We start from the raw sequence: 25,147 nt of genomic DNA, 5'->3' as shown, positions 1-25,147 counted from the left end.
ACCGGTCACCGGCGCGGTCGTTGAAGTTTCTTCACTGCTGGACACAAAAAGCCCCTAGGAGTAGTTGAAAACGGTACAGTCCATAATACGCCGGATGCTCTGTGGTCCCGCCGTGCTGTTACCTCGGGCAACGGCAGGCGTGCCGCTGCCGCCCTCCTGCTCATCGACTTGACCGATAATGCCGTTTTCAGCGTTGAAGAAGGCATTATCCGTCAAGTCGATTGGGAGGCAGTGTGGCAGACCGCGAATTCCCGGACCAGTGCTCAGACGGGGGTGCGGGTCTGGCGGTAGACCGCCGCCATCCGCTGGATGACGGTGATCAGGCTTGCCCCCGCCAGCAGCACCAGAACGGCCAGCAGCACCGGCTCCGGCAGCCCCAGGCCGGCAAGCCCGGTAAAGACCAGGACCGCAATCAGCCGTTCCGAGCGTTCGGCGATGCCGACGCTCGCGTTGCAGCCGAGCGATTCGGCCTTCGCCCGGGCGTAGGAAACCAGGCTGCCCAGGACCAGGCAGACCAGGGCCGCCACGGCGATGGGCACATTCGCCCCGCCGGTGAAGAACCAGATCGCCACCCCGGCGAACACCGCTGCATCGGCCACCCGGTCCAGGGTCGAGTCCAGGAAGCTGCCCCAGTGGCTGTCGCGCTGCATCATCCGCGCCATGATGCCGTCGATCAGGTCGGAGAAGACAAAGACGGTAATAACCACCGTGCCCCAGAACAGCTGCCCGAGCGGATAGAACACCAGCGCACCGACGCAGACGCCAAGCGTGCCAATGATCGTGACCGCATCCGGGGAGACGCCCAGCCGGATCAGCAGCCGCGCCGGCGGCGAGAGGAGCCGGCCGAAGAAGCCGCGCGCATACTTGTTCAGCATCCGCTAGCCGGCCGGCCAGGCGTCGGCGACCTGCTCCCGGACCTCCGCCAGCGTCTGCGTGATGGCCTTGGTCTGGGCGATGATCGGGAAGAAGTTCCCGTCGCCTCCCCAGCGCGGGACCACATGCTGGTGCAGGTGGGCCGCCACCCCGGCCCCGCCGGCGGTTCCCTGGTTCATGCCCAGGTTGAAACCGGCCGGGTTGGCCACTTTGCGCAGCACGCGCATGGCCGTCTGGGTCAGTTCGGCGAACTCCAGCGTCTCCTCGGTGGTGATGTCCGTGTAGTCCGGCACGTGCCGGTAGGGACAGATCAGCAGGTGGCCGGGGTTGTACGGGAAGAGGTTGAGCACCACGTAAGCGTGCACGCCGCGGTGCACGATCAGTGAATCCTCGTCCGGGCGGCCCGGAGCCGCACAGAACGGGCAGGCATCCTTGTCGTCGAACTGGCCCTGGCCACCCTTGACGTAGGCCATCCGATGAGGGGTCCAGAGACGCTGGAAGGCGTCCGGAACCCCGGGCAGCGCAAAGTCATCCGTGACCTTCTCATCCGGCTGTTCCTGCACGGTGGTACCCGCTTCCTTACTCACGTCTGCGGTCCGCTTCCGACCCGGTTCCGCACGGTGTCGACAATCCGGGCCACTGCCTCGTCCACCGGAATGCCGTTGTCCTGGCTGCCATCGCGGAAGCGGAAGGACACGGCCCCGGCCTCGGCATCCTCGCCGCCGGCAATCAGCACGAACGGGATCTTGTCCTTGCTGGCGGTGCGGATCTTCTTCGGGAAGCGGTCCGTGCCCAGGTCCGCCTCGGCCCGGATGCCCTGGGCGCGCAGCTTGGCCACGACGTCGGAAATGTAGTCGTTGAACGCCTCGGCCACCGGGATGCCGACCACCTGAACCGGGGCCAGCCAGGCCGGGAACGCACCGGCGTAATGCTCGATCAGCACACCCATGAACCGCTCCACGGAGCCGAAGAGCGCGCGGTGGATCATCACCGGACGCTGGCGGGTGCCGTCGGCGGCCTGGTACTCAAGTTCGAAGCGCTCGGGCAGATTGAAGTCCAGCTGGATGGTGGACATCTGCCAGGTCCGGCCGATGGCGTCCTTGGCCTGGACGGAGATCTTCGGCCCGTAGAAGGCGGCTCCGCCCGGATCCGGCACCAATTCCAGGCCGGAGGCCTCGGCCACTTCGGCCAGGGTGCGGGTGGCCTCCTCCCAGGCCTCGTCGGAGCCGACGGACTTCTCCGGGTCCTTGGTGGACAGTTCCAGGTAGAAGTCCTCCAGCCCGTAGTCCTTGAGCAGGTCCAGGACGAAGTTCAGGGTAGTGGTCAGCTCGTCCTTCATCTGCTCGCGGGTGCAGTAGATGTGGGCGTCGTCCTGGGTCATGCCGCGCACTCGGGTCAGGCCGTGCACCACGCCGGACTTCTCATAGCGGTAGACCGAGCCGAATTCGAACAGCCGCAGCGGCAGTTCGCGGTAGGAACGCCCGCGCGAACGGAAGATCAGGTTGTGCATCGGGCAGTTCATCGGCTTCAGGTAGTAGTCCTGGCCGGGCTTGACCACTTCCCCGCTCGCCGGGTCCCGGGTTTCGTCGATGTGCATCGCCGGGAACATGCCCTCGCGGTACCAGTCCAGGTGCCCGGAGATCTCGTACAGGTGGCCCTTGGTGATGTGCGGGGTGTAGACGAACTCGTAGCCGGCCTGCTCGTGCCGCTGGCGCGAATAGTCCTCCATGGTCCGGCGGATGATGCCGCCCTTGGGGTGGAACACCGGCAGGCCGGACCCGAGTTCGTCCGGGAAGGAGAACAGGTCCAACTCGGCGCCGAGCTTGCGGTGGTCGCGGCGCTCGGCCTCGGCGATGCGGTCCTGGTAGGCCTTCAGGTCTTCCTTGGTCGGCCAGGCGGTGCCGTAGATGCGCTGCAGCTGCTTGTTCTTCTCGCTGCCGAGCCAGTAGGCGGCGGCGGTGCGGGTCAGGGCGAAGGCGTTGGAGATCAGCTTGGTATTGGGCAGGTGCGGACCGCGGCACAGATCGCACCAGATGGTTTCCCCGCTCTTGCGGTCCACGTTGTCGTAGATGGTGGTTTCGCCGGCGCCGACCTCGACGTTGACGCCTTCTCCGGCCTCGTCAGCCTCCCCGGACTTGTCCAGCAGGATGAGCTTGTAGGGCTCATCCGCCATGGCCTCGCGTGCCTGCTCGTCGGTGACCACGCGGCGGGCGAACTTCTGGTTCTGGTTGACGATCTTGAGCATCATCTTCTCAAGCGTCTTCAGGTCGTCGGGGGTGAAGGGCTCCTCGACGTCGAAGTCGAAGTAGAAGCCGTCGGTGATGTAGGGACCGATGCCCAGCTTGGCATCCGGGCGCAACTGCTGCACGGCCTGGGCCATCACGTGCGCGGTCGAATGGCGCAGCACGTTGAGTCCGTCCGGCGAGTCGATGGTGACGGATTCGATCTTGGCGCCGTCGGGCAGCGGCCGGTCCAGGTCACGCAGTTCGCCGTCCACCCGGACGACGACGACGTCGCGGCGTTCGGCGAAAAGCTCCGTTCCGGTAGTGCCCGCCGCCACCTGGTTCTCTTCGCCGTCCACGATGAGGGTGATGTTTTGGGGCGCTGACACGGAGGTCTCCTTATGAATCGTTGTAGGCCGTTACTGCTGCGCCGTACCGGGGGCACCGCAAGCCTCTACGATCGTATCCGCTGGGCTTGGGGGCCACCAACATGGCTCTCCGGGGCGCCGGGCTCCGGGCTGTGTCCCTGCGCACAGGCAGGCAGCCCGGATCCGGCCGGCAGCGGCGCTTCGACGGCACCGGCCGGGGGCACCGGCAGCGACGCGGTGTCCGCCAGGTTCCAGGCCGCCAGGGCCTGCAGGCTGATGCCGCGCGGCCCGGTCCGCCGGGTGGTCCCCCGGATCAGCAGCAGCCGGGTGCCGAACAGCAGCGGGCCGGCCTGTTCCTGCGCCTCGTGGAAGAAAGTGCAGTCCACGCAGCCGGTGCCGTCGTCGATACTGATGAACACCACCCGCCGGCCCCCGCGCATGGGCGGCGTCTGGGTGGCTACCCGGATCCCCGCCACCAGGACCTCGGTGCCGTTGCGCAGCCCGAGCAGGTCCCGGGCCGGAGTGGTTCCCAGCTCACGCAGCAGCGGCGCGTAGCTGTCCATCAGGTGCGCGCTGGCATCCACGGCCAGCAGGTCCAGCTCGGTGCGGACCTTATCCGCGAGGGAGGGCTCCGGGAAGACCGGAGTGAGGTTGCGCAGTTCCAGGTCCCCCAACGGCAGGGCAAGCTGGCCCTCGATGGGCCGGTACCGCTGCGGCAGGGAACGTCCCGTGCCGTCCATCAGGTCCAGGTGGTGGACCAGGTCCGCCCGGCCTGCGAGCGCGGCAGGTCCGTTGCTCAGGGCCAGTTCGTCGAAGGCCCCCAGCTGGGCCAGCCGCTTCAGGGTGGGACGGCTGACTTTGGCCCGGGCACGCAGGTCCGCGATCGAGTCGTAGGGCTGTCCCGCGACAATGCGCCGGAGTTCGGCGGCGGAGAGCCCGTAGATCCCGGCGAGGCTGAGCCGGATACCCAGCTTCTCCGGCGCCGCCGCGGTGCCGGGCACGCGTTCAACCCGGTAGGTGTCCTTGCTGTGGTTGATGTCCAGCGGCAGGATCGGGATGCCCATCCTGCGGGCTTCGGCCACCAGCAGCCGGCGCGGATACATTCCCGGATCGTGTTCCCACAGACCGGCCAGGAAGGCTTCGGGGTGGTGGGCCTTCAGCCAGGCGGACTGGTAGGTGGGTACCGCGAAGGCTGCGCCGTGGGCCTTGCAGAAGCCGAAGCTGCCGAAGGCTTGCAGGGTGCCCCAGACCGTCTCGATGGTTTCGGCCGGGTAGCCGCGTTCGGCCGAACGGGTACGGAAGTATTCCGCCACCCCTGCTTCCGCCTCCCCGCTGCCCAGCAGGCGCCGCAGTTCGTCCGCTTTGGCCGGTCCGCAGCCGGTAAAGACGTCGAACGTCCGCAGCACCTGTTCGTGGAAGACGGTAACCCCGTGGGTTTCCTGCAGCACCGGCTTCAGGTCGGGGTGGGGGTAGTGCTCCGGCGCCCAGCCATGGCGGTGTTCCAGGAACGGCCGGACCATGTCGGACTTCATGGGGCCGGGGCGGAAGAGGGAGATATCGATGATCAGGTCGTTGAAGTTGCGCGGGGCCATTTTGCCGACCAGTTCGCGTTGGCCCGGGGATTCGATCTGGAAGCAGCCCAGGGTGTGGGTACTGCGGATCAGTTCAAAGGTGGCTTGGTCATCGAGAGGAACCGCGTCCAGGTCGATCCGGCCGTCCGGTCTGATGTAGGACGGGCCGTTTCCGGCCTGGTCCGCGGGGTGGTTCCCGGCTGCCGTGACAGCTGCCTTGCCCCGGTGGATCCGGACGATCTCCTCCAGCGCGTAGGCCATGGAGCTTTGCATCCGCACCCCCAGCACGTCGAGCTTGAGCATGCCCATGGGGTCCATGTCGTGTTTGTCGAACTGGCTCATTGGAAGTCCCAGTCTGCTGGGCTGGACGGGTGTGCGGTCCAGCAGGGACTTATCCCCCAGGATCACCCCGCACGGGTGCATGGAGATGTGCCGCGGCAGCCGGTCCAGCCGTTCGGTCAGGTCTACCAGCAGGTCAAGCTGGCGGTCCTGTTCCACCTGTCCGGAGATATCCCGCAGTTCCGGCTTTTCCGCCAGTGCCTCGCGGAAGCTGCGGGCGGAGAACCGCCAGAGCTGCTTGGCGATGGCGGAGATATCTTCGTCTTCCATGCCCAGCGCCAGGCCTGCGTCGCGGACGGCTCCGCGCGCCCGATAGCCGTTCTGCATGCTCATCAGGGTGACCCGCTGCGGCCCGAAGCGTTCGAAGATCCGGTGGTAGACGTGGTGGCGCCGGGCGCTTTCGACGTCGATATCAATGTCCGGCAGGGTGGAGCGGTCCCGGGAAAGGAAGCGTTCGAAAATCAGCCCGTGGTCCAGCGGGTTCACATGGCTGATGTACAGCAGGTAGTTCACCAGGCTGGAGGCCCCGGACCCCCGGGCCGACACCCTGATGCCCATGCCGGTGATCATCCGGGCGACCTCGGCCACGGTGAGGAAGTAGGAGGCGAAGCCCAGGCGGGTAATGATGGCGAGTTCATGGTCCAGCCGGTCCCGCAGTTCCCGTCCGGCCCGGCCGGCGGTGCCGGGGAACCGGGCACCCACCCCTGCTTCGCAGCGCTGGGCCAGTTCGGTATCCGGATTGCCCGAGATGCCGATCACCGAGGCCTCCGGCACGACCGGCCGGCGGTATCCCATGTCCCGGTACGGGTCCAGCCGGCAGCGGTCGGCCAGCGCCTCCGTGGCGGCCAGCAGGGTCGAGGCTTCACGGTGTCCCCAGCCCGCCGTGCGGACGATTTCCCGTGCCAGGGCGCGCATCCGGTCCGCGTCTTTCAGCCAGCCCTGGCCGTTGGGCTGCAGGTCGGACAGCCTGGACAGGGCGGTCAGTGCGCGTGCCGAATCCAGTACGTCGGCGGTGGCGGCGCCGTCTTCCTGGCAGTAGCGCACCGCATTGGTCAAGACCGCGGGCAAGCCCAGGTCCCGGGCCAGCTTGAGCATCCGCACGGCGTGGGCGGTGCTGAGGTTCTCCCCGGGCGGGCTCAGGTGGCTGACGGCTTCCACGACCAGCGTCCCGGCCGGCAGCACGGTGCGCCAGTGCGCGGCCAGCCGGCGCGCCTCGGCGTAGCGGCGGCCGTGCAGCGCCTTCCCCACGTCCGAGTACGGTCCAAGCAGCACGGTGAGCGCTGCCATGCCGTCCGCATCCTCCGTACCCGCGGCCCGCACTGCCAGCCGGTCCAGGCCTATGATCGGCCCGCGGGTCCGCTGGGGCCGGGCTTGCCTGCTTCCCCTGCCGCCCCCGGGACTTTCCGGCCCGGTGCCGTCATGGGCATCCGAGACCAGCCGGCACAGCGCGCGGTACCCCTGTCCCCGGTTTCCGCCATGGGCCAGGATGACCACCCGTCCGGCGTCGCGCCCCGGCCCGCCGCGTACCGCAAGGTCCACTCCTATGATCGGATCCAGCCCCGCGGCCAGGCAGGCCTTGATGTGCTTCACCGCCCCGTACAGCCCGTCCCGGTCCGTGCAGGCCAGGGCATCTGCCCCGTAGGCGGCGGCCGCCTCCGCCAGCTCGTCCGGCCAGGACACCCCGTAGTGGGCACTGAAGGCGGAGGAAACATGCAGGTGGGTGAAGCTCATCGCCGGCGTCCTGCGGCTCAGGCGCTCAGGCTTTGGATGGCGTCGTGGACCTTGATCAGGCGCCAGCGTCCGGGGTTTCCCTGCCGGGAAAGGTCCAGGGTCCGCACCTGCGAGCGGCCGCCCTGCTGTATCTGCACCCGCCAGATTTCGTGGTCCACCAGCCCCGCACCCCGTCCCAGTTCAGCCCGCTGTTCCTCGACCCACCAGCTGCGGCGCTGGTACCAGCGCACCGGCTCGGCCACGATCCGGTAGCTCCGGTTTCCCCAGACGAGCCTGACCGGCTGCCCCGCGGGGGAACAGGCCACCTCCACCGATTCACTGAAAACACCCAATGTCCAGCCACCTTTCCTCGGAAACGCGGGCCAGATTTGCCGGTTGCATCCCCAGCTCCTACAGGGGTGCAGCCGGAACACATGGCCCTATCACTTTATTCGAATATATGTTCGAATTCCAAGGTTGACCCTAAGGGACGCCACCGACAAACCACCTCCTCCAGATCGGCTGGACACTTAACGCCTTTTCCGGGTCTGGGAAGGGCGTTAAGTGTCCAGCCGATGGGAAGGGGGCCCTAGCCAGCCTGCCGGCGCGGTGGCAGGATCGGGACCATGAAACCTCTGGTGACGGCCGTGACCCTGGGCGTGCGCGATGTCCGGGCGTCGCGGGAGTTCTACGTTGACGGACTGGGCTGGCGGCCTTTGTTCGAAGAGGCAGGGGAGATTTTCTTCCTGCAGGTCGCCCACGGCCAGATCCTGGGACTGTGGAACGTGGAGAGCATGCGGCGCGAGTACGGGGACGTGGGACACCCCGAGTCCGGCCCCGCCATTCCGGTCTCGCTGGGCCAGAATGTGGACAGCCCGGCGGTGGTGGACGAGGTGGTCGAGCAGGCGCTGGCCGCCGGCGCCACACTGGTCTCGGCCGGCCGGTACCAGCCCTGGGGCGGCTACAGCGGATGCTTCGCGGATCCGGACGGCTACCGCTGGGACATTGTCTTCAATCCGGGCCTGAGTATCGGCGACGACGGCACGGTGCGCTTCGGTCCCGCCGCCTGAGCCCCCCATGGAAGAGGGGGTGGGGCGGGAAGGGGTCAGCTTTCGAGCAGGTCCGGCTGCCGGATGATCAGCTCCGGCGAGTTGTTGCGCACGTTGCCCACCGCCGGGCCCACCGGGTCCAGCACCCAGCCGGACGCGGCGTCGTACGCGCGGTCCCGGACCAGTTCCACCAGCGACGCACCGTCCTTCGCCGACGGATCCAGCCAGGCATCCAGCGTGTCCTTATCCATCGGCACCGGCATCCGGTCATGCAGGCCGGAGAGTTCCTCCAGCACCGGGGAGCCGGTGCCCGCCGGCGGGGCTGCGGCGGTGATCACCGTGGTGGTCAGCAGCCACAGTTCCGGGTCCCCCTCCTCCTTGGCCGGATCCTTCCACCACTCGTACAGCCCGGCAAACAGGATCGGGGCGCCGTCGGCGGGATGGACATAGTACGGCCGCTTGGACTTGGGGCCCTGCTTCTTCCATTCGTAGTAGCCGTCCACCGGCACCGCGCACCGCCTGGCTCCCAGCGCCGCCCGGAACGTGGGCTTCTCGGCCACCGTTTCGATCCGCGCGTTGAAGGCACGCACACCCACGGAGGGGTCCTTGGCCCAGCGGGGAACCAGCCCCCACCTGGCGAGGTGCAGCTGGCGGCGGATCCCGCCGTCGACAATCCGTTCCAGCAGGATCGGCACATCGGTCGTCGGTGCGACGTTATAGGATTCGCGAAGGTCGAAATCCTCCGGGTACTCGGCCCCGGTGGCAGCCACCAGATCCCCCACGGCCCGGGCCATTACGTATCGTCCGCACATGGAACCAGTCTGCCACCGGTCCGCAGGCGCCGGGAACCGGCTGTCCGGCCCGGAATTGATCGGCTGCCGCAGGCGTTCCATAAATGACGACACGTCATCAACGAAGGAGCGCTTCTTGCAGTACATCCCCGAGACCGGCACCATCACCATGTTCTCCACCTCCTGGTGCGGATACTGCCGCAGGCTGAAGTCCCAGCTGGACAGCCAGGGCATCGGCTACCGGGAGATCAACATCGAAGACGTGCCCGGTACCGCCGAACTGGTCGAGAAGATCAACGGCGGCAACCAGACGGTACCCACCTTGCTCTTCCCCGATGGCAGCAGCGCTACCAACCCCTCGCTCTCCGAGGTCCGCGAGCGCCTGGGCGTCTGAGCTTCAGGGGCGTCGGCTGCCCGCCGTGCATGACGGTGCGTGACGGCCGGGCAGGACCGGGATCCGCCGGGTGCCGCAATTTTCATAACGATCGTTATGAAAATTGTGACACCCGGTTTTTCTTTTCCTAGGATGAGGTCTGGGCCACCCGCCCGCAGAGTATCCCCATTCCCAGAAAGGGACGCGCCACAGCATGGTTCACAAAGTACGGGCAGTTGTTGCCAAGGAAAAGAACGCGCCGGTCACCATCGAGACCATCCTGGTCCCGGATCCGGGCCCGGGCGAGGCGCTGGTCGACATCCTGACCTGCGGCGTCTGCCACACCGACCTGCACTACAAGCTCGGCGGCATCGGCGACGAGTTCCCCTACCTGCTCGGCCACGAGGCCACCGGCGTCGTCTCCGCCGTCGGGCCGGGCGTCACCGAGGTGGCCCCCGGGGACCGGGTCATCCTGAACTGGCGCGCGGTCTGCGGCCAGTGCCGGGCCTGCGCCAAGGGCCAGCCGCAGTACTGCTTCAACACTCACAATGCCACCCAGAAGATGACCCTCGAGGACGGCACCGAACTCTCCCCCGCCCTGGGCATCGGCGCCTTCGCTGAGAAGACCCTGGTGGCCGCCGGGCAGTGCACCAAGGTCGACGACGACGCCGACCCAGCCGCCGTCGGCCTGCTCGGCTGCGGCGTGATGGCCGGCATCGGCGCGGCAATCAACACCGGAGAGGTCAAGCGCGGCGAGTCCGTGGCCGTGATCGGCTGCGGCGGCGTCGGCATCGCCGCCATCGCCGGGGCCAAACTGGCCGGCGCCACCACGATCATCGCCGTCGACATCGACGACAACAAGATCGAGATGGCCAGGAAGCTCGGCGCCACCCACGGCGTCAACTCCAAGGACGAGGATCCGGTGGAAGCCATCCGCGCCCTGACCGGCGGCCACGGCGCCGACGTCGTGATCGAGGCCGTGGGCCGGCCCGAAACCTACAAGCAGGCCTTCTACGCCCGCGACCTGGCCGGCCGCGTGGTGCTGGTGGGTGTGCCCACCCCGCAGATGCAGCTGGAACTGCCGCTGCTGGATGTCTTCGGCCGCGGCGGCTCGCTGAAGTCCTCCTGGTACGGCGACTGCCTGCCCTCCCGCGACTTCCCGATGCTGGTCAGCCACTACAAGCAGGGCAACCTGGACCTGGACGCCTTCGTCTCCGAACGCATCACGCTGGACCAGGTCGAGGAAGCCTTCGACAAGATGCACGAAGGCAAGGTGCTGCGCTCGGTGGTGGAGCTCTAGTGGCGGCTTCGATCGAAAAGGTCGTCACCTCCGGCACCTTCTCGCTGGACGGCGGCACCTGGGACGTGGACAACAACGTCTGGATCGTCGGCGACCAGTCCGAGGTCTTCGTGATCGATCCGGCCCACGACCCGGCCGCCGTTGCCGCGCAGGTGGCCGGCCGGAAGGTCAAGGCCATCCTGCTCACCCACGGGCACGATGACCATATCCGCTACGCGGGCGAGTTCCGCGAGCTGTCCGGCGCCCCGGTGTACCTGAATCCGGCCGACCGGATGCTCTGGGACGTTGTCTTCCCGGACACCGCCCCGGATGCGGAAATCGCCGACGGCGACACCTTCGAGGTCGCCGGCACCGAGCTGCAGGCGCTGCACACCCCGGGCCACTCCCCCGGTTCCACGGTGTTCTACGCTCCGGAACTGGGCACGGTGTTCTCCGGCGACACGCTGTTCAACGGCGGACCGGGTGCCACCGGCCGCTCCTACAGCGACTTCGGCACGATCATCGAGTCCATCAAGAACCGCCTGCTGACCCTGCCGGCGGAGACCACGGTGAACACCGGGCACGGCGAGTCAACGACCGTCGGCGCCGAGGCACCGCACCTGGATGAGTGGATCGCCCGCGGCCACTGATCGTTCGGCGGGTAACGTCCTTCCCTGTCCAGGGTCGGGCGTTACCCGCCGGCCTTGTTCCTGCCGTCCGATGCCCCTACGATATGGCTCGTGGTAGGGACTGCAGCCTCGGGCTGGGTGCCTGGTCCGCAATTCAAGATACGGCCGCCCAGACGCCGCGCAGACGTGATAGAGCGTCCGCGCCTTGAAGCGGCGCTGACCGCTGCGATCGAATCCCACCGGCTGACCCTCGTGACGGCTCCCGCCGGCTACGGCAAATCCACGATCCTGGCCGACTGGGCCCGCCACAGCGCCCCGCCCTGTGCCTGGCTCTCCCTCGACCGGTTCGACAGCCGGCCTGCCCGGTTGTTCCGGTGGGTCCTGGCAGCCCTGCAGACGGCAGCCGGCGGGTACCGCGGCTGCGGCCACGAAGCCCTGCTGGGCCTCGAGCAGAAACTGGCACGCGATCCCGCTGTTTCCTTCGATTTGGTGCTCGGCGCCCTCGAGCACCTCACCGATCCGATGGTCCTGGTCCTTGACGACGTCGAACTGGCCGGCGGGCACCTGGCCGAAAACATTATCGGTGTGCTCGCCGCGTCGGCGCCGCCTGCCCTCCGGATCGTCCTGTGCGGACGCTGGGATCCGGCCATCCCGGTGGAAAAAATCCGGCAGGGCGAAGGCCTGGCCGAGTTCCATGCGGCCGAACTCGCCTTCACCCGGGAGGAAGTTATCCGGCTATCAGCGGCAAGGGAAGACAACGGCCCGCTGCCGGACCCCGGTGCCCTGTGGCAGGCGACCGGCGGCTGGCCGATCGGGGTACGGCTCGGACTGGCCTCCGGCCTGCAAACCCATGGTTCGCCGGAGGCCCTGGCCGAAGAACTGGCCGCCAGCGGACCGCTGGCAGACTATCTGGTGGAAGAGGTGCTCGACCAACTGCCTCCCACATTGGCGGACTTCCTGCTGCATGCCACCGCCTGCGATCGGCTCGACAGCCGCCTCGCCGGCCAGCTCCATGGCGCACCCGGCGGCGGCATCCTGCTTGAGGAATGCCTGCGCAAGGGCCTTTTCCTCGAGGAACATGGCCGGCGCGGGGACGAGCCGGTCTACCGCTGGCACACCCTCTTCGCTGCCCAGTGCCGCGGCCTGCTCCAGCGGAGGGATCCGGCGAGCGCCGAATCCCTGCACCGCATCGCCGCCAGTCACTATCAGGACATCGACGTGGCAGAATGCGTAGCCCATGCGTTGCGGGGCCGTGACCCCCTGCAGGCCGTGACCTCGCTCGGCAGCCACTGGCTGGAGTTCGTGCTCCGCCATGAACCCGGACCCCTTGAGCAATTGTGCCTGGAGCTGCCGGCGCCATGGGGCGCCGATCCTGAGATACTCATGATCCGCGCGGCCTGCCGCAGCTTCTGCGGTGACCGGGAGGCGGCCCGGAACCTGACCATCCGTTCGCTCGCGGCCGCCCCGGCACTGTCCGCCGAGCGCCGCCGCCGGCTCGACATCACGCGGAGCCTGTTCGGGTTGTTCATCCTCGACAACGGGTCCGGCCTGCAGACAGCTGCCGCCGAAGGCCGGCGCCTGGTAGACGCCGCAGCGGATGGACACGGCGCGGCCCACGCTGCCGGCCTGTTCCTGCTTGGCCAGGCCGAGGTCCGGCTGCAGCGGGACGGGGACCAGGCGGTCTCCCTGCTGCGCGCGGCCATCTCGGCCGGCAGCGCGAACCGGGTGGAGACAGTAGAGGTGTGCGCCGCGGCAGAACTCGCGCTGGCATTCGCGACGACCGGAGACCTGTCAGCCGCTGAAAACCAGGCGCTGCGCACCCTGGGGCTGACCCGCAGGCAGGTGTGGAATGCCCAGGAGCAACTGGCCCCGGTCTGGCTGGCCCGCGGCATTGCCTGCTACTGGCAGGACAACCTGAACGGCGCACGGACCTGCCTGGCCAGGGCCGCGCCCGCCGGCAGCCAGCCGTCCTCCCTGCTCCCGCTGGCCCTGATGTACCGCGTCCTGCTGGACTGCGCCGCAGCAGAACCGGCCAGGCTTGCCGAAGCCAGTGCGACCCTGCAGGCGCTCGAAGAGCAGGCGCTGGACGGGCTGCACGCATTCCATACCATCGCCAAGGCGAAGCTTTTCGAAGCCAAGGGGGATCTGGACGGCGCCCTGACCATCCTCCAGCCCCTGGGCACCGGCGGACATTCCCCGGTGGTGGACACCCTCCTGGCCGAACTGCTGCGCCGCGGCGGAGAAACCGCCGCGGCGCAGCGCTGCATCCACTCGCCGGCCATCCAGCGGAGCATCTCCTACATCGACACCAGCCTGTCGCTGACCGAGGCGCTGCTGGACTATGCGGGCGGGGACAAGAGCGCGGCGCATGAGCGGCTCGAACATGCCCTCCGGTGCGCCGAGCCCCAGTCCGTCCTGCGCCCCTTCACCGAGCGGGGCGACGAACTGGCCGAACTGCTCCTCCAGCACGCGGACTGGGGTAGCGCCCACGATTCCTTCGTCGCGGCACGGGCGGCCCAGTATGCCCAGGACCATGTGCGGCGGACGCATTCATACTGGGAGCTCACCGCACGGGAATGCGAAGTGCTGGCCTACATGCGCTCGATCATGACGGCGGCAGATATTGCCGCAGCACTCTTCGTTTCGGTGAACACGGTCAAAACCCACCAGCGGTCGATCTACCGCAAGCTGGGTGCCTCGAGCCGGCGCGAAGCGTTGCGGATCGCCGCGGAGCGCCGGCTGTTCTGAGCGGCGTTACCAGGCGCGCTTGTCGGAATTCACCTAGATCGAATGAGGCCCGCTTCCCGTTGCCGGAACCATAATGGCGGTATCCGGCAGTCCATCCGGGAGAGGATCCTCCAATGTCCAGAACCCACGCCATCCTGGCAGTACCGGCCGCCATCGGCACCGCCATCGTCCTGCTCACCGGCTGCAGTTCCAGCCCGCAGGAGAATGCGACGCAGGCCTGCACCGCCGCAAAGGCGTTTGCCGGCGCAGTGAAAGGCTTCGAGGACACGCTGAAGCCGGGCGCTACCGTCGGGGAAATCCAGGCAGCACGCGACCAGGTCCAGAAGACCCGCGAGGATCTGGACAAGGCCGCCGAGCAGGTTGCCAAAGACCGGACCGAGGCGGTGAACAAGGCCACCGACGAGTTCAATAAGGCCGTCGATGACATCCCCAATGATGCCACTGTGTCCCAGGCCATCAACTCCCTGCGGGAAGAGGCTGCCAACGTCAAGGCACAGCTCAAAAACCTGACGATCGACCTTAAGTGCCCGGCCAGCTAGCCGCGAACCGCAACCCTCGCACAGCCGCACAGTTCCATCCGAGAGAAGGGCAAGCACATGAGCTTCGGGGAGAATTTCTGGGACATTGTCTTGTGGTCCCTCTGGATCTTCGCATTCGTCGCCTATTTCTACGTCTTGTTCGCGATCATCAGCGACCTTTTCCGGGACCACCAGCTCAACGGATGGTTGAAAGCGGTGTGGATCATCTTCCTGATTTTCCTGCCCTTCCTGACCGCGCTGGTGTACATCATTGCCCGCCACTCCGGCATGGCAGAGCGTTCGGCCAAGGAAGCCCACGAGGTCCAGCAGGCAACCGACACCTATATCCGCAATGTCGCCGGTTCCAGCCCGAGCGAAGAGATTTCCAAAGCCAAGCTCCTGCTGGAGCAAGGCGTCATCACCGCCAGCGAATACGAGGCGATCAAGAGCAAAGCCCTCGCCTGACGGCTAAGGCGCGCTGATCACGCTCCGGTCAAGCTGCGCTGCCGCCGGCCGGAACCGGCACCTGCCCCAGCAGATCCTGCATCGGCCGGTCCTGCAGCGTGGCAAAGCCGGCATAGGCCCGGCGCACAGCCGCCTCCACGGCGTCGACGTCCAGCGACGGAACCAGGTCGTCCGCCGCCCCGGCGGTCGCCGGATCCCAGTCCAGGCCCAGCGCAGCATACGACTCGGTCAGCACCCGGCGCAGCGGCGCGGAATCCTGCACCACGATGACCGAGGAGAACAGCCAGGCCCCGGCGACCACCCGCTGGGCCGTGCCGACGAGCTTCACCTTGTGCCCGGGGTCCTCGGGATGGACCCCGTGGACGCTGAACTCCCCGGGGCAGTACTCACCCGGGATTTCCCCGACCCCGGCCTTCAGCCCGGCCTCCCGCAGCGCCCCGGCCAGCAGCAGCCCGAACCGGGCGAAGCGGGATTTGGCGCCCATAATCGCGTCCGCCTGCGGCTCCACATGGTCCAGTACCAGGCAGCCCTCATGGTAGGCGGCCGCCCGGCCCCCGGCCTTGCGCACCAGCGGCTCGAACCCGAGCGCGCGGCAGCGCTCGACGGCGTTGGCGAAGCCGGGCAGGTTGGCGTCCCGCTGGCCGAACGCCACGGTGGGTGCCGGCCGGTACAGCCGCATGGTCCGCTGCAGCCGGCCTTGCTTGGCGGCCGCGAGCATGTCCAGGCCGTAGTCCAGGTCCGCAGCTGCGCCGAAGGACGCCGGCTGCCGGGTCCACAACAGCGGTCCGTCCCCCTCCGCCGGTGGTGCGGAGGAGGCGTCCGGGCGCGGATCAGGCCTCAACGGTGACTCCGCGCCAGAACGCCACCCGGCCGCGGACCGCTGCCGCCGCCGGGGCCGGATCCGCGTAGTACCAGACGGCATCCGGATTGCGCTCGCCGCCGACGTCCAGCGTGTAGTACGACGCCGTGCCCTTCCATGCGCATACGGTTTCGTGGCCGCTGGGCACCAGATAGTGCTCCTGTACGGCGCTTCGCGGGAAGTAGTGGTTGCCCTCCACCACGATCGTGTCCTCGGATTCGGCAATAACGGCGCCGTTCCAGACCGCCCTGACCATGCTGCTCCTTTGGGGGGGAAGATAGCTGCTGCTCCTTATGTATCTTAGGCGCCTGCACCTTGGGCGCTCTGCCGCACAGGCGGGGTGCCTTGACGCCCGGCTGCCGCCGGGAGCAGCCTTGAGGAACCGGCGTCCGCCGGGCACGCAGTGCATGGATCGAAGTCCCGTTATGACCAGCAACCACCCGGGCAGCGCGGACCACAGCGCCATCCGGCCCGCTGCAGGGCTGGTGCTGGCCGGCGTTGTCCTCTCCGTGGCCGCAGGCCTGCTCCATCCGGACCAACAACCTGCCAACGACCACCCGGCGGTGTTCGCCGAGTATGCAGCCAGCACGGACTGGACCGCGGTGCATCTGGGCCAGTTCGTTGGCATGGCGGTGTTCATCGCAGGCCTCGCGGCACTGTACCCGGCCCTCGGGCTGCGCCCGGGAGGCCTGCGGTGGCTGGGCCGGTTCGGCCTGGTCGCAGCCGGTGCAGCACTCGCGCTCTATGGCGTGCTGCAGGCGGTCGACGGCGTCGCCCTCAAGCAGGCTGTCGATGCCTGGGCCGCCGCTCCGGCAGCCCAGAAGCCGTTGCGCTTCACCGCGGCCGAGACCGTCCGCTGGCTCGAATGGGGTGTCAGAAGCTATCAGAGTTTCCTGCTTGGGCTGGCGCTGGTCCTGTTGGGCGCGGCCGCCGCCGGCGGCCGGCGGATTCCGCCCGGGGTGGGACTGCTCATGGGCCTGTCCGGCGTGGCCTGGCAGGCCCAGGGCTGGATCATCGGCGCGCAGGGGTTCGCACCGGCCAACCAGCTGCCCACGCTGGCCGGCCTCGTCCTGACCATTGGCTGGAGCCTCTGGCTGCTCGGCGCGGCCCTGCAGCGCCCGCGTCCGCTCCGGCCGCGGGGGCCGTCCGCGGGCAGCAGCGGGAAAGGGCCCTGAGGTCCCCGGCAGCAGGCCCGGAATGCTCCGGGGAACACCGGGTCAGGACCGCAGCGTCAGCACGATCAGCAGGATGTTCAGCCCGACGATCAGGCCGGCACTGGCCCAGCCGGCCACCTTCAGCGGCAGCGAATCGGCATGGATGCCCATGACTTCCCGGCTGCCGGTCAGCCGGATCAGCGGGATCAGGGCAAACGGAATTCCGAAGCTGAGCAGCAATTGGCTGAGCACCAGCGCCCAGGTAGGTTCGATCCCCGCGCCCAGGACCAGCAGCGCCGGAATCATGGTCAAGAACCGCCGGGTCAGCAGCGGAATCTGCACCCGCAGCAGCCCGCCCATGATGGTGGCGCCGGCGTAGCAGCCCACCGAGGTGGAGGCCAGCCCGGAGGCCAGCAGCCCGATGGCGAAGATGATGCCCACGGCCGGACCGAGCGCGGCGGTGATGGCGGCGTGGGCTCCGGCGATGGTGTCGGTGCCCTCGGTGCCGCGCAGGCTGGAGGCGGCCAGCAGCAGCATCGCAATGTTCACGGCCCCGGCCACCACCAGGGCCCCGACAACGTCCAGCCGCGTGGCCCTGACCAGCCTGGTGCGCCGGGCCGGGTCCGGCTCGAAGCCGTGGCGGTCGCGGGCCAGCGCCGAATGCAGGTAGATCGCGTGCGGCATCACCGTTGCGCCAAGCATGCTCGCCGCCAGCAGCACGGTACCGGAACCCTCAAAGCGCGGCACCAGGCCGGCCAGCGCCTCGGCCGGGTCCGGCGGATTCACGAACAGCCCGGAGACGAATCCCACCGCGATGACCGCCAGCAGGGCGACGACGGCGTTCTCGAACGTCCGCTGCCCCCGCCGGGACTGCACGGCCAGCAGGAGCATGGAGGCCACGCCCACGATGACGCCGCCCGCCAGCAGCGGCAAGCCGAAGAGCAGGTTCAGCGCCACGGCGCCGCCGATGACCTCGGCCAGGTCGGTGGCCGCGGCCACCGCCTCGGCTTGGAGCCAGTAGGCCCGCCGGGCCGAAGGGCGCAGCCGTTTGCCCATGATCTCCGGCAGGCTCATGCCGGTGGCCAGGCCCAGCTTGGCGGACTGGTACTGCACCAGCACGGCCACCGCGTTGGCCAGCACGAGCACCCAGACCAGCAGGTAACCATGCCGGGCACCGGCCGTCAGGTTGGCCGCCACGTTGCCCGGATCCACGTAGGCAATCGCCGCGACGAACGCCGGACCCAGCAACAGCATCCTGGCCAGCACCCGGCGGCGCCCGGCGCTGATCACGGCTGCCATCGTGCCTGCTGCCATCGGTTGCTCCCCGGTGAGTTCGAGTCGGCGTGGCAAAACCTGCGCCCTGCCAATATTTAGGTTATCCGAAACCCTGGCGGCAGGCTGTCCGTATCCAAGCGGCTAAAGTAGTGATGTTCCGGTACCGGCCCGGCACCCCGGGCGAGGCACCGCCCCCATCCCCCACCCAACGGACTTGACGGCGCGCACCTTCCGGTCTGCGATTGGAGCACCATTGGCCGCCAGCACAGCCCGCACCCGCCCGGAGCCCGGCCCCGGACAGCGTCAGTCGGTGCTGTCCACGCTCAGGACACCGCAGCTGCTGAAGACCGAGGTCCTGGCTGGCCTGGTCGTAGCACTGGCCCTGATCCCCGAGGCCATCGCCTTTTCCCTCATTGCCGGGGTGGATCCCCGGATCGGCCTGTTCACCTCGTTCACGATGGCCGTGTCGCTGGCGTTCCTGGGCGGGCGGCCGGCGATGATTTCGGCGGCCACCGGCGCCGTCGCCCTGGTTGTTGCCCCGTTGTCGCACAGCCGCGGCGTGGACTACCTGGTGGCCGCGGTGATCCTGGCCGGCATCATCCAGGTCCTGCTGGCACTGTTCGGCGTGGCAAAACTCATGCGGTTCATCCCGCGCCAGGTCATGGTGGGCTTCGTGAACGCCCTGGCCATCCTGGTTTTCATGGCGCAGGTACCCGAACTGATCGGGGTGCCCTGGCTGGTCTACCCGCTCACCCTGGTGGGGCTGCTCATTGCCTTCGGCCTGCCGAAGCTCACCACTGCCGTGCCCGCGCCCCTGGTGGCCATCGTGGTACTGACGCTCGTCACGGTCCTTGCCCCGGTGGCGGTGCCGACCGTCGGCGACCGGGGCGCGCTGCCGGACAGCCTGCCCCTGCCGTCCTTCCCGGACGTGCCGTTCACGCTGGACACCCTCGGGCTGATCTTCCCCTTCTCCCTGGCGATGGCCTTCGTGGGCCTGCTCGAGTCGCTGCTGACCGCCAAACTGGTCGACGACGTCACGGACACCGGTTCGAACAAGACCCGGGAAACCTGGGGCCAGGGCGCGGCCAACATGGTGACCGGCCTCTTCGGCGGCATGGGCGGCTGCGCGGTGGTGGGCCAGACCATGATGAACGTGAAGGCCTCCGGTGCCCGCACCCGGATCTCCACCTTCCTGGCCGGCGCCTTCCTGCTGATCCTCGTGGTGGCGCTGGGCGACATTGTGGCGCGCATCCCGATGGCAGCGCTGGTGGCCGTGATGATCTTCGTCTCCACCGCCACCTTCGACTGGCACAGCATCAAACCCTCCACCCTGCGCCTGATGCCCCGGAGCGAAACCGCCGTCATGCTTGCCACCGTCATCGCCACCGTGGCCACCCACAACCTGGCCATCGGCGTCGGCGTCGGCGTGCTGGCGGCGATGGTGCTCTTCGCCCGCCGGGTCGCACGTTTCGTCACGGTGGACCGCACCGTGCTGGACCTCGACGGCGGACCGGTGGCGACCTACGTCGTCTGCGGCGAGCTGTTCTTTGCCTCCTCCAATGAGCTCTACACGCAGTTCGACTACGGGCACGATCCGGACCGGGTAGTGATCGACCTGCATGCCTCCCATCTCTGGGATGCGTCCACCATTGCTGCCCTGGATGCCATTGCCGAAAAGTACCGCCGGCACGGCAAGCAGGTGGAGGTGACCGGACTGAATCCGGCCAGCACGCTGATGCGCAAGCGCTTGGCCGGCAAGCTCGGCTGACGCCGGCGGCCCTCAGGCGACCAGGACTGCCGCGGCGCCCTCCATGTGCTCGGTGATGACTTCGCTGACCTGGGCGGCGTCCCCGGTGGCAATGGCATCGACGATCTCGCCGTGCCGCGGCACGCTCATGTTCTTCACCGCGCGGTCCAGTCCGGCAAACATGATGGACATGCGGATGTTGCCCTCCAGCGAGCGCCACGAGTGCAGCAGCGTCTCGTTCCCGGCCAGCCGGCACAGCGTGCGGTGGAAGTCCAGGTCAGCCTCGATGCGTTCCTCCAGGCCCGCTTCGGCCGCACGGTCCATCTTCTCCACCGCCCCGCGCAGCACGGCGATGATTTCGGTGCGGTCCGGCAGGGCGCACAGTTCCCGGGCCGCCAGGGACTCCAGCGCCGCGCGGACGGCGAAGATATCCCGGATCTCCTTGGCGTCCAGGTGCCGGACCGACAGCCTTCCGCGCGCTCCGGCTGCCACCAGGCCTTCCTGCTGCAACTGCCGCAGGGCTTCGCGCAGGGTGCCGCGGCTGATCTGCAGCATCTCGGACAGGTCGGTCTCCACCAGATGCGTGCCCGGTGGCAGTTCGCCGGTGGTGATGGCCCGGCGCAATGCCGCCAGAGCCTGTTGCCGAAGGCTGGTCTTTTCCAGTCCCAGCAGGGACATCGGTTCTGCGGCCATGGTCTTTAACATCCTTGGTGAGCGATGGGTGCCACTGTTGACAGTTGCCCTGTTAACAGTCGATCTTACGGGCACCGCGGCAGCGGGGGAATCCAAGGACACGGTCCCGGTCACAGCGACGCGAGCACTGTCTGCTTGATGCGGTCAACGGAGAGGCCGTAGCGCTCGTGCAGGGTGGGCAGCGCGCCGGCGTGCAGGAATTCGTCCGGCAGCCCGATGGGAACGATGCGCCGGCCGATGCCGGCCTGCACCGCGGCCGAAGCCACGGTCTCGAACAGGCCGCCGATGACGGAATGGTTCTCCAGCGTGACCACCAGGCGGTCGGTGTCGACCTCGGCCAGCACCGTGGCGGCGTCGAAGGGCTTGATCGTCGGGGTGTGCACGACGGCGACGTCCACATGGTCGGCGGCCAGGTCCTTGGCCGCCTGCAGGGCGCGCATGGTCATCAGCCCGCTGGAGACGAACACCACGTCCGCGCCGCCGCGCAACACCTTGGCCTTGCCCAGTTCGAAGGTGTACCCGTACTCGTCCAGCACGCTGGGCACCTTGCCGCGCAGCAGGCGCAGGTAGGTCGGCCCGTCGCTGGCGGCCAGCTGCGGCACTGCCTGCTCGATGTCCACCGCGTCGCACGGGTCCACGATGGTCAGGTTGGGCATGCCGCGGAAAATGGCCATGTCCTCGGTGGCCTGGTGGCTGGGCCCGTACCCGGTGGTCAGGCCGGGCAGGCCGCCGACGATGTTGACGTTCAGGTTCGGCTCGGCAATGTCCAGGCAGAGGAAGTCGTAGGCGCGCCGGGCGGCAAAGACCGAGTAGGTGGAGGCAAAGGGCACCAGGCCGGTCTGGGCCATCCCGGCGGCGGCACCGAAGAGCAGCTGTTCGGCCATGCCCATCTGGAAGAACCGCTCCGGATAGGCCTGGGCGAAGATGTGCATGTCCGTGTACTTGCCCAGGTCCGCGGTCAGGCCCACAATGGCGGGATTCTCCTCCGCAGCCTTCACGAGGGCATGCCCGAAAGGTGCCGAGGTGGTCTTCTGTCCCGGGTCGGCAAAGGAAGCGATCATCGCCGAGGTCTTGAGCCTGGGCTTGGCGGCGGTTGCAGCGGTGTTCATTACTTGGTCTCTCCCTGGTATCCGGCGGCCAGCTGCTCGCGGCACAGCTGCCATTCGTCTTCCTCGATGCGCATGAAGTGCGCTTTTTCCCGCTCCTCGAGCAGCGGCACGCCGCGGCCGACCTTGGTGTCGCACAGAATCACCGACGGAGCCCCTTCGGGCGCGGCCTGGGCGGCAGCGGCGTCAAAGGCGGCCAGCAGGGCGCCGACGTCGTTGCCGTCCACCCGCTGGACGAACCAGCCGCAGGCGGCCCATTTGTCCGCCACCGGTTCGGTCCGCAGCACGGTGTCGGTTTTGCCGTCGGCCTGCAGCGCGTTGATGTCCACCATCGCGGTCAGGTTGCCCAGCCGGTGGTGGTGGGCACCCATGGCCGCCTCCCAGGTGGAGCCCTCGTCCAGTTCGCCGTCGGAGAGGAAGTTGAATACCCGGGCACCCGAGCCCTGGTGCCGCAGGCCCAGCGCGGTGCCGACGGCGATGGTCAGCCCGTGCCCCAGCGACCCGCCGGAGATCTCCATGCCCGGCGTATAGGTGGACATCCCGGACATCGGCAGCCTTGAATCGTCCGAGCCGTAGCTTTCCAGTTCCTCCACGGGCACGATCCCGGCCTCGGCCAGGGCGGCATAGTGGCCGATGGCGTAGTGGCCGGTGGAGAGCAGGAACCGGTCGCGGCCTTCCCAGTCCGGCTCCAGCGGCCGGAAGCGCAGCTGGTCGGCATAGACCGCGGCGAACATGTCCGCAGCCCCCAGCGCCTGGCCGACGTAGCCCTGCCCCTGGACCTCCCCCATGTTCAGGGCATAGTGGCGCATCCGGTACGCGGCGGCTTCGACATGGCTGCGGCGGGCGGCAGCATCATGATGCGGCCGGTCCTGGCGGGAGTCGGTGGTGAGAGTCAACGTAGATTCCTTAGGTGTCCGTAGGGCGTGGCCGGCGGGCCCCGCTCCGTGGCTGTGCCAGTGGTGGAAGTGGCTTCGGGTCAGGTGGTGATTTTGGCGGCACCAGCGGCGGCCGCCGCGGCTTCATCCGCCAGCCGGCGTTCGCGGAGTCCCCAGGTTTCCCGGGTCAGCAGCGCGGCCCAGAGGCCGATGGCCGCGTAGGCACTGAACAGCAGCGCCGGTCCCAGCCAGCCCATGGCGACAAACAGCAGCGTGGTGATGAAGGGCGTGAAGCCCGAGACCATCGCGGAAATCTGGTACGCCAGCGAGGCGCCGGAAGCGCGGGTCTTGGCCTGGAACAGCTCGGGGAACCAGGCCCCCTGGGCCCCGGCCAGGGAGTTCTGGCAAACGGCGTAGGAGACCACGATGGTGGCGATGATGAACAGGAACAGTCCGGTGTTGACCAGCAGGAACATCGGGATGCCGAAGAGTACGGCGAAGGCCGTGGAGGCCACGTAGACCGGGCGGCGGCCGATCCGGTCCGTCAGACGTGCCCAGGCCATGGTGGCGAAGATGCCGATGGCCGAGGCGATGCACAGGGCGACCAGGGTCTGGGTCTTGTCGGCCAGTTCGGTGCTGTGCAGGTAGGAAATCATGTAGGTGACGGACACGGCGTAGCCGGCGGTCTCGGCGATGCGCAGTCCGATGCCACGGACGATATTGCGCCAGTCGTCCCGGACCACCTGGACGATGGGGGCCTTGACGATGTCGCCGTGCTCCTTCACCTCTTCGAAGACCGGGGACTCGGGGACCTTGGAGCGGATGACCAGGCCCACCGCCACCAGGACGATGCTGGCCAGGAACGGCACCCGCCAGGCCCATTCATTGCCCAACTGGACGCTGAACAGGAAGACCAGGTTGGCCAGCAGCAGGCCCACCGGGAAGCCGGCCTGCACAATCCCGGTGTACTTGCCCTTCTGCTTCCACGGCGCATGCTCATAGCTCATCAGGATGGCTCCGCCCCATTCGGCGCCGAAGGCCAGCCCCTGGATGATGCGGACTATGACCAGCAGCGCAGGAGCGAACAGGCCAACCTGCGCATAGGTAGGCAGCAGTCCGATGGCGAAGGTGGCCAGGCCCATCAGGATCAGCGAGGCCACCAGGACCGGCTTGCGGCCGACCTTGTCCCCCAGATGGCCGCCGAGGATGCCACCCAGCGGACGGGCGGCGAATCCGACGCCGAGGGTGGCGAAAGCCGCCAGCGTCCCGGTGACCGGATCCCCGCCCGGAAAGAACGCGGTGCCGAAGTACAGCGCTGCGGCGGTGCCGAAGCCGATGAAGTCGTAGGTCTCGATGACGGCGCCGACAGCGGAGCCGACGGCGACGCGCTTGGCGTCCTTGGTGCCGTCGACCGGCCCGCGCATGGCGAGAGCTTCACTGCTCATGGGTTTACCTTTCATAACGATGCCGGCGCCGGAGGTGCACCGGGCATTGTTGACAGTCAACAGGTTATGCCAATCAGTGTGAGGTGCGCCACTCTTCATTGTCAACAGTCAACTGACCTTGATTTCAACAGTTGACTGTCAACATTGACTTCCCGTACGGTGGTGCACATCACACCCCCACTCCCAAGGGACCATCAATGACGTTCCATCCCCGTTTGGGCTGCTCCTCCATCAGCTTCCGCCACCTGCCCCTTGCCTCCGCGCTGGAAACCATGGCCGGGCTCGGTTTCGCCGAACTGGACCTGGGTGCCCTGCCCGGTGTGTGCGACCACGTGCCGTACCACCTTGACGGGCCGGCCGTCGCCGCCGTCGCCCGCGAGGTGCAGGACTCCGGGCTGCGTGTCCGCTCGATCAACGGCGACATCGGCGACCTGAACCGTCCGCTCAACCCGCAGGAGCATGCCGACCGGGCCAGGCACCTGGACATGCTGCTGGCCCTGGCCAGCCGGACCGGCGCCCGGGCCTTGGTGCTGCCGTGCGGCTCGCTCAGCCACGAACCGCTGCGCACCTTGGTGCAGGACCTGGACCTGGTCGCCGCGGAACTGGCGGCTGCCGCTGCCAAGGCCGCGGCAGCCGGCATCGAGCTGTGGACCGAATCCCTGCACTTCTTCCGGCTCTGCTGGAACACCGGGCTGGCCCGGCAGCTGACCGAACGGCTGGCCGGCAGCGGGGTCGACGTCGTGATGGACTTCAGCCACATCGTGGCCTCCGGCGGCGACCCGGAACAGTTCGTTGACCTCTTCCACCCGCAGATCGCGCACGTGCATCTGCGCGACGCCGTACCGGGGAACATCAACCTCAGCATCGGCAACGGCCAGGCCGATTTCGCCGCCGGACTCAAGGCGCTCGCCGACAAGGGCTACAGCGGCCACTTTTCACTGGAGCTGGAGACCCGGGACGTCACGAACGAGGAACGGCCCGCCGCGGCTGCCCGGGCAGCCAGCTACATCTCGGACCTCATCTAGGCTCTGCCCCCAAACCACACCTGACAAATACAA

Annotated in this window: 23 protein-coding genes; 10 read left to right on the top strand and 13 right to left on the bottom strand. The window is 68.1% G+C overall.

Annotated features, from left to right (window positions below; genetic code table 11):
* Nucleotides 1-263: 263 nt before the first annotated feature.
* The 5 genes from pgsA to LVY72_RS17995 form a co-directional block, all read right to left on the bottom strand.
* Complete coding sequence (pgsA, locus tag LVY72_RS18015; protein ID WP_237823988.1) at nt 264-875, bottom strand: phosphatidylinositol phosphate synthase; 612 nt, start codon at nt 873-875, stop codon at nt 264-266.
* Between the two features lie 3 nt (nt 876-878).
* A complete protein-coding gene (locus LVY72_RS18010; RefSeq protein WP_237823986.1) occupies nt 879-1,460 on the bottom strand; it encodes an HIT family protein in 582 nt (193 codons plus the stop codon).
* The gene (thrS, locus tag LVY72_RS18005; RefSeq protein WP_237823983.1) at nt 1,457-3,484 is read right to left on the bottom strand and encodes a threonine--tRNA ligase; all 2,028 of its coding nucleotides are present in this window, start codon (nt 3,482-3,484) and stop codon (nt 1,457-1,459) included. The genes LVY72_RS18010 and thrS overlap by 4 nt, the downstream gene beginning before the upstream one ends.
* Nucleotides 3,485-3,549: 65 nt before the next feature.
* On the bottom strand, nt 3,550-7,104 hold the full coding sequence (locus LVY72_RS18000) for a DNA polymerase III subunit alpha (protein ID WP_237823966.1): 3,555 nt from the start codon (nt 7,102-7,104) through the stop codon (nt 3,550-3,552).
* Nucleotides 7,105-7,121: 17 nt separating this feature from the next.
* Nucleotides 7,122-7,436 (bottom strand): DUF6504 family protein, encoded by a 315-nt coding sequence (locus LVY72_RS17995; RefSeq protein ID WP_237823963.1) that lies wholly within the window; start codon nt 7,434-7,436, stop codon nt 7,122-7,124.
* 273 nt (nt 7,437-7,709) lie between these two features.
* Between LVY72_RS17995 and LVY72_RS17990 the strand changes: the two genes are divergently transcribed.
* The gene (locus tag LVY72_RS17990; protein ID WP_237823960.1) at nt 7,710-8,153 is read left to right on the top strand and encodes a VOC family protein; all 444 of its coding nucleotides are present in this window, start codon (nt 7,710-7,712) and stop codon (nt 8,151-8,153) included.
* A 35-nt stretch (nt 8,154-8,188) separates the two neighbouring features.
* On the opposite strand, the gene LVY72_RS17985 is transcribed toward LVY72_RS17990, so the two are convergent.
* Nucleotides 8,189-8,944 carry an SOS response-associated peptidase gene (locus LVY72_RS17985; RefSeq protein WP_237823941.1) on the bottom strand — a complete coding sequence of 252 codons (756 nt, stop codon included), beginning with the start codon at nt 8,942-8,944 and terminating at the stop codon, nt 8,189-8,191.
* A gap of 148 nt (nt 8,945-9,092) precedes the next feature.
* On the opposite strand from LVY72_RS17985, the gene LVY72_RS17980 reads away from it, so the two are divergent.
* The 6 genes from LVY72_RS17980 (at nt 9,093) to LVY72_RS17955 (ending at nt 14,935) form a co-directional block, all read left to right on the top strand.
* Entirely contained in the window at nt 9,093-9,317 is a 225-nt protein-coding gene (locus LVY72_RS17980) for a glutaredoxin domain-containing protein (RefSeq protein WP_237824030.1), read from the top strand.
* A gap of 193 nt (nt 9,318-9,510) precedes the next feature.
* Nucleotides 9,511-10,596: an S-(hydroxymethyl)mycothiol dehydrogenase gene (locus LVY72_RS17975; RefSeq protein WP_237823938.1), complete on the top strand. Its 1,086-nt coding sequence runs from the start codon at nt 9,511-9,513 to the stop codon at nt 10,594-10,596.
* A complete protein-coding gene (locus LVY72_RS17970; protein ID WP_237823923.1) occupies nt 10,596-11,225 on the top strand; it encodes an MBL fold metallo-hydrolase in 630 nt (209 codons plus the stop codon). The genes LVY72_RS17975 and LVY72_RS17970 overlap by 1 nt, the downstream gene beginning before the upstream one ends.
* A gap of 165 nt (nt 11,226-11,390) precedes the next feature.
* Nucleotides 11,391-13,952 carry a winged helix-turn-helix domain-containing protein gene (locus LVY72_RS24785; RefSeq protein WP_237823920.1) on the top strand — a complete coding sequence of 854 codons (2,562 nt, stop codon included), beginning with the start codon at nt 11,391-11,393 and terminating at the stop codon, nt 13,950-13,952.
* Nucleotides 13,953-14,065: 113 nt separating this feature from the next.
* Nucleotides 14,066-14,491, top strand: coding sequence for a hypothetical protein (locus LVY72_RS17960; RefSeq protein ID WP_237823905.1), 426 nt, complete (start codon nt 14,066-14,068; stop codon nt 14,489-14,491).
* 57 nt (nt 14,492-14,548) lie between these two features.
* Complete coding sequence (locus tag LVY72_RS17955) at nt 14,549-14,935, top strand: SHOCT domain-containing protein (protein WP_237823901.1); 387 nt, start codon at nt 14,549-14,551, stop codon at nt 14,933-14,935.
* 28 nt (nt 14,936-14,963) lie between these two features.
* Here the strand turns inward: LVY72_RS17955 and LVY72_RS17950 are convergent, their stop codons facing one another.
* Nucleotides 14,964-15,776, bottom strand: coding sequence for a lipoate--protein ligase family protein (locus LVY72_RS17950; protein ID WP_372463730.1), 813 nt, complete (start codon nt 15,774-15,776; stop codon nt 14,964-14,966).
* Nucleotides 15,766-16,050 (bottom strand): DUF427 domain-containing protein, encoded by a 285-nt coding sequence (locus tag LVY72_RS17945; RefSeq protein ID WP_237823899.1) that lies wholly within the window; start codon nt 16,048-16,050, stop codon nt 15,766-15,768. The genes LVY72_RS17950 and LVY72_RS17945 overlap by 11 nt, the downstream gene beginning before the upstream one ends.
* A 169-nt stretch (nt 16,051-16,219) precedes the next feature.
* Between LVY72_RS17945 and LVY72_RS17940 the strand changes: the two genes are divergently transcribed.
* Nucleotides 16,220-16,969 carry a hypothetical protein gene (locus tag LVY72_RS17940; RefSeq protein ID WP_237823896.1) on the top strand — a complete coding sequence of 250 codons (750 nt, stop codon included), beginning with the start codon at nt 16,220-16,222 and terminating at the stop codon, nt 16,967-16,969.
* Nucleotides 16,970-17,011: 42 nt separating this feature from the next.
* On the opposite strand, the gene LVY72_RS17935 is transcribed toward LVY72_RS17940, so the two are convergent.
* The gene (locus LVY72_RS17935; RefSeq protein ID WP_237823893.1) at nt 17,012-18,262 is read right to left on the bottom strand and encodes an Nramp family divalent metal transporter; all 1,251 of its coding nucleotides are present in this window, start codon (nt 18,260-18,262) and stop codon (nt 17,012-17,014) included.
* A gap of 214 nt (nt 18,263-18,476) precedes the next feature.
* Between LVY72_RS17935 and LVY72_RS17930 the strand changes: the two genes are divergently transcribed.
* Nucleotides 18,477-19,991, top strand: coding sequence for a SulP family inorganic anion transporter (locus LVY72_RS17930; RefSeq protein ID WP_237823880.1), 1,515 nt, complete (start codon nt 18,477-18,479; stop codon nt 19,989-19,991).
* Between the two features lie 12 nt (nt 19,992-20,003).
* Here LVY72_RS17930 and LVY72_RS17925 read toward each other — a convergent pair whose 3' ends face one another.
* The 4 genes from LVY72_RS17925 to LVY72_RS17910 all read right to left on the bottom strand — a co-directional run bounded on the left by LVY72_RS17925 (nt 20,004) and on the right by LVY72_RS17910 (nt 24,089).
* Nucleotides 20,004-20,663: a GntR family transcriptional regulator gene (locus tag LVY72_RS17925; protein ID WP_237823866.1), complete on the bottom strand. Its 660-nt coding sequence runs from the start codon at nt 20,661-20,663 to the stop codon at nt 20,004-20,006.
* A 110-nt stretch (nt 20,664-20,773) separates the two neighbouring features.
* Nucleotides 20,774-21,772 carry a transketolase family protein gene (locus LVY72_RS17920; RefSeq protein WP_237823852.1) on the bottom strand — a complete coding sequence of 333 codons (999 nt, stop codon included), beginning with the start codon at nt 21,770-21,772 and terminating at the stop codon, nt 20,774-20,776.
* Nucleotides 21,772-22,578 (bottom strand): transketolase, encoded by an 807-nt coding sequence (locus LVY72_RS17915; protein ID WP_237824009.1) that lies wholly within the window; start codon nt 22,576-22,578, stop codon nt 21,772-21,774. The genes LVY72_RS17920 and LVY72_RS17915 overlap by 1 nt, the downstream gene beginning before the upstream one ends.
* Nucleotides 22,579-22,745: 167 nt before the next feature.
* Entirely contained in the window at nt 22,746-24,089 is a 1,344-nt protein-coding gene (locus LVY72_RS17910) for an MFS transporter (RefSeq protein WP_237823849.1), read from the bottom strand.
* 197 nt (nt 24,090-24,286) lie between these two features.
* Here LVY72_RS17910 and LVY72_RS17905 point away from each other — a divergent pair, with 197 nt between their 5' ends.
* On the top strand, nt 24,287-25,114 hold the full coding sequence (locus LVY72_RS17905; protein WP_237823847.1) for a sugar phosphate isomerase/epimerase family protein: 828 nt from the start codon (nt 24,287-24,289) through the stop codon (nt 25,112-25,114).
* Nucleotides 25,115-25,147: the final 33 nt, after the last annotated feature.

The organism is Arthrobacter hankyongi (assembly GCF_022012395.1).
Classification (GTDB): Bacteria; Actinomycetota; Actinomycetes; order Actinomycetales; family Micrococcaceae; genus Crystallibacter; species Crystallibacter hankyongi.
The sequence above is the reverse complement of the archived record's forward strand: the minus strand, read 5'-3'. Positions and strand labels throughout refer to the sequence as shown.

Bases quoted from the DNA above. Each gene is read 5' to 3' on its own strand.
- pgsA (WP_237823988.1), bottom strand. From the start codon at position 875: ATGCTGAACAAGTATGCGCGCGGCTTCTTCGGCCGGCTCCTCTCGCCG.
- LVY72_RS18000 (WP_237823966.1), bottom strand. From the start codon at position 7,104: ATGAGCTTCACCCACCTGCATGTTTCCTCCGCCTTCAGTGCCCACTAC.
- LVY72_RS17990 (WP_237823960.1), top strand. From the start codon at position 7,710: ATGAAACCTCTGGTGACGGCCGTGACCCTGGGCGTGCGCGATGTCCGG.
- LVY72_RS17985 (WP_237823941.1), bottom strand. From the start codon at position 8,944: ATGTGCGGACGATACGTAATGGCCCGGGCCGTGGGGGATCTGGTGGCT.
- LVY72_RS17980 (WP_237824030.1), top strand. From the start codon at position 9,093: ATGTTCTCCACCTCCTGGTGCGGATACTGCCGCAGGCTGAAGTCCCAG.
- LVY72_RS17975 (WP_237823938.1), top strand. From the start codon at position 9,511: ATGGTTCACAAAGTACGGGCAGTTGTTGCCAAGGAAAAGAACGCGCCG.
- LVY72_RS17960 (WP_237823905.1), top strand. From the start codon at position 14,066: ATGTCCAGAACCCACGCCATCCTGGCAGTACCGGCCGCCATCGGCACC.
- LVY72_RS17955 (WP_237823901.1), top strand. From the start codon at position 14,549: ATGAGCTTCGGGGAGAATTTCTGGGACATTGTCTTGTGGTCCCTCTGG.
- LVY72_RS17945 (WP_237823899.1), bottom strand. From the start codon at position 16,050: ATGGTCAGGGCGGTCTGGAACGGCGCCGTTATTGCCGAATCCGAGGAC.
- LVY72_RS17940 (WP_237823896.1), top strand. From the start codon at position 16,220: ATGACCAGCAACCACCCGGGCAGCGCGGACCACAGCGCCATCCGGCCC.
- LVY72_RS17935 (WP_237823893.1), bottom strand. From the start codon at position 18,262: ATGGCAGCAGGCACGATGGCAGCCGTGATCAGCGCCGGGCGCCGCCGG.
- LVY72_RS17925 (WP_237823866.1), bottom strand. From the start codon at position 20,663: ATGGCCGCAGAACCGATGTCCCTGCTGGGACTGGAAAAGACCAGCCTT.
- LVY72_RS17920 (WP_237823852.1), bottom strand. From the start codon at position 21,772: ATGAACACCGCTGCAACCGCCGCCAAGCCCAGGCTCAAGACCTCGGCG.
- LVY72_RS17915 (WP_237824009.1), bottom strand. From the start codon at position 22,578: ATGCGCCACTATGCCCTGAACATGGGGGAGGTCCAGGGGCAGGGCTAC.
- LVY72_RS17910 (WP_237823849.1), bottom strand. From the start codon at position 24,089: ATGAGCAGTGAAGCTCTCGCCATGCGCGGGCCGGTCGACGGCACCAAG.
- LVY72_RS17905 (WP_237823847.1), top strand. From the start codon at position 24,287: ATGACGTTCCATCCCCGTTTGGGCTGCTCCTCCATCAGCTTCCGCCAC.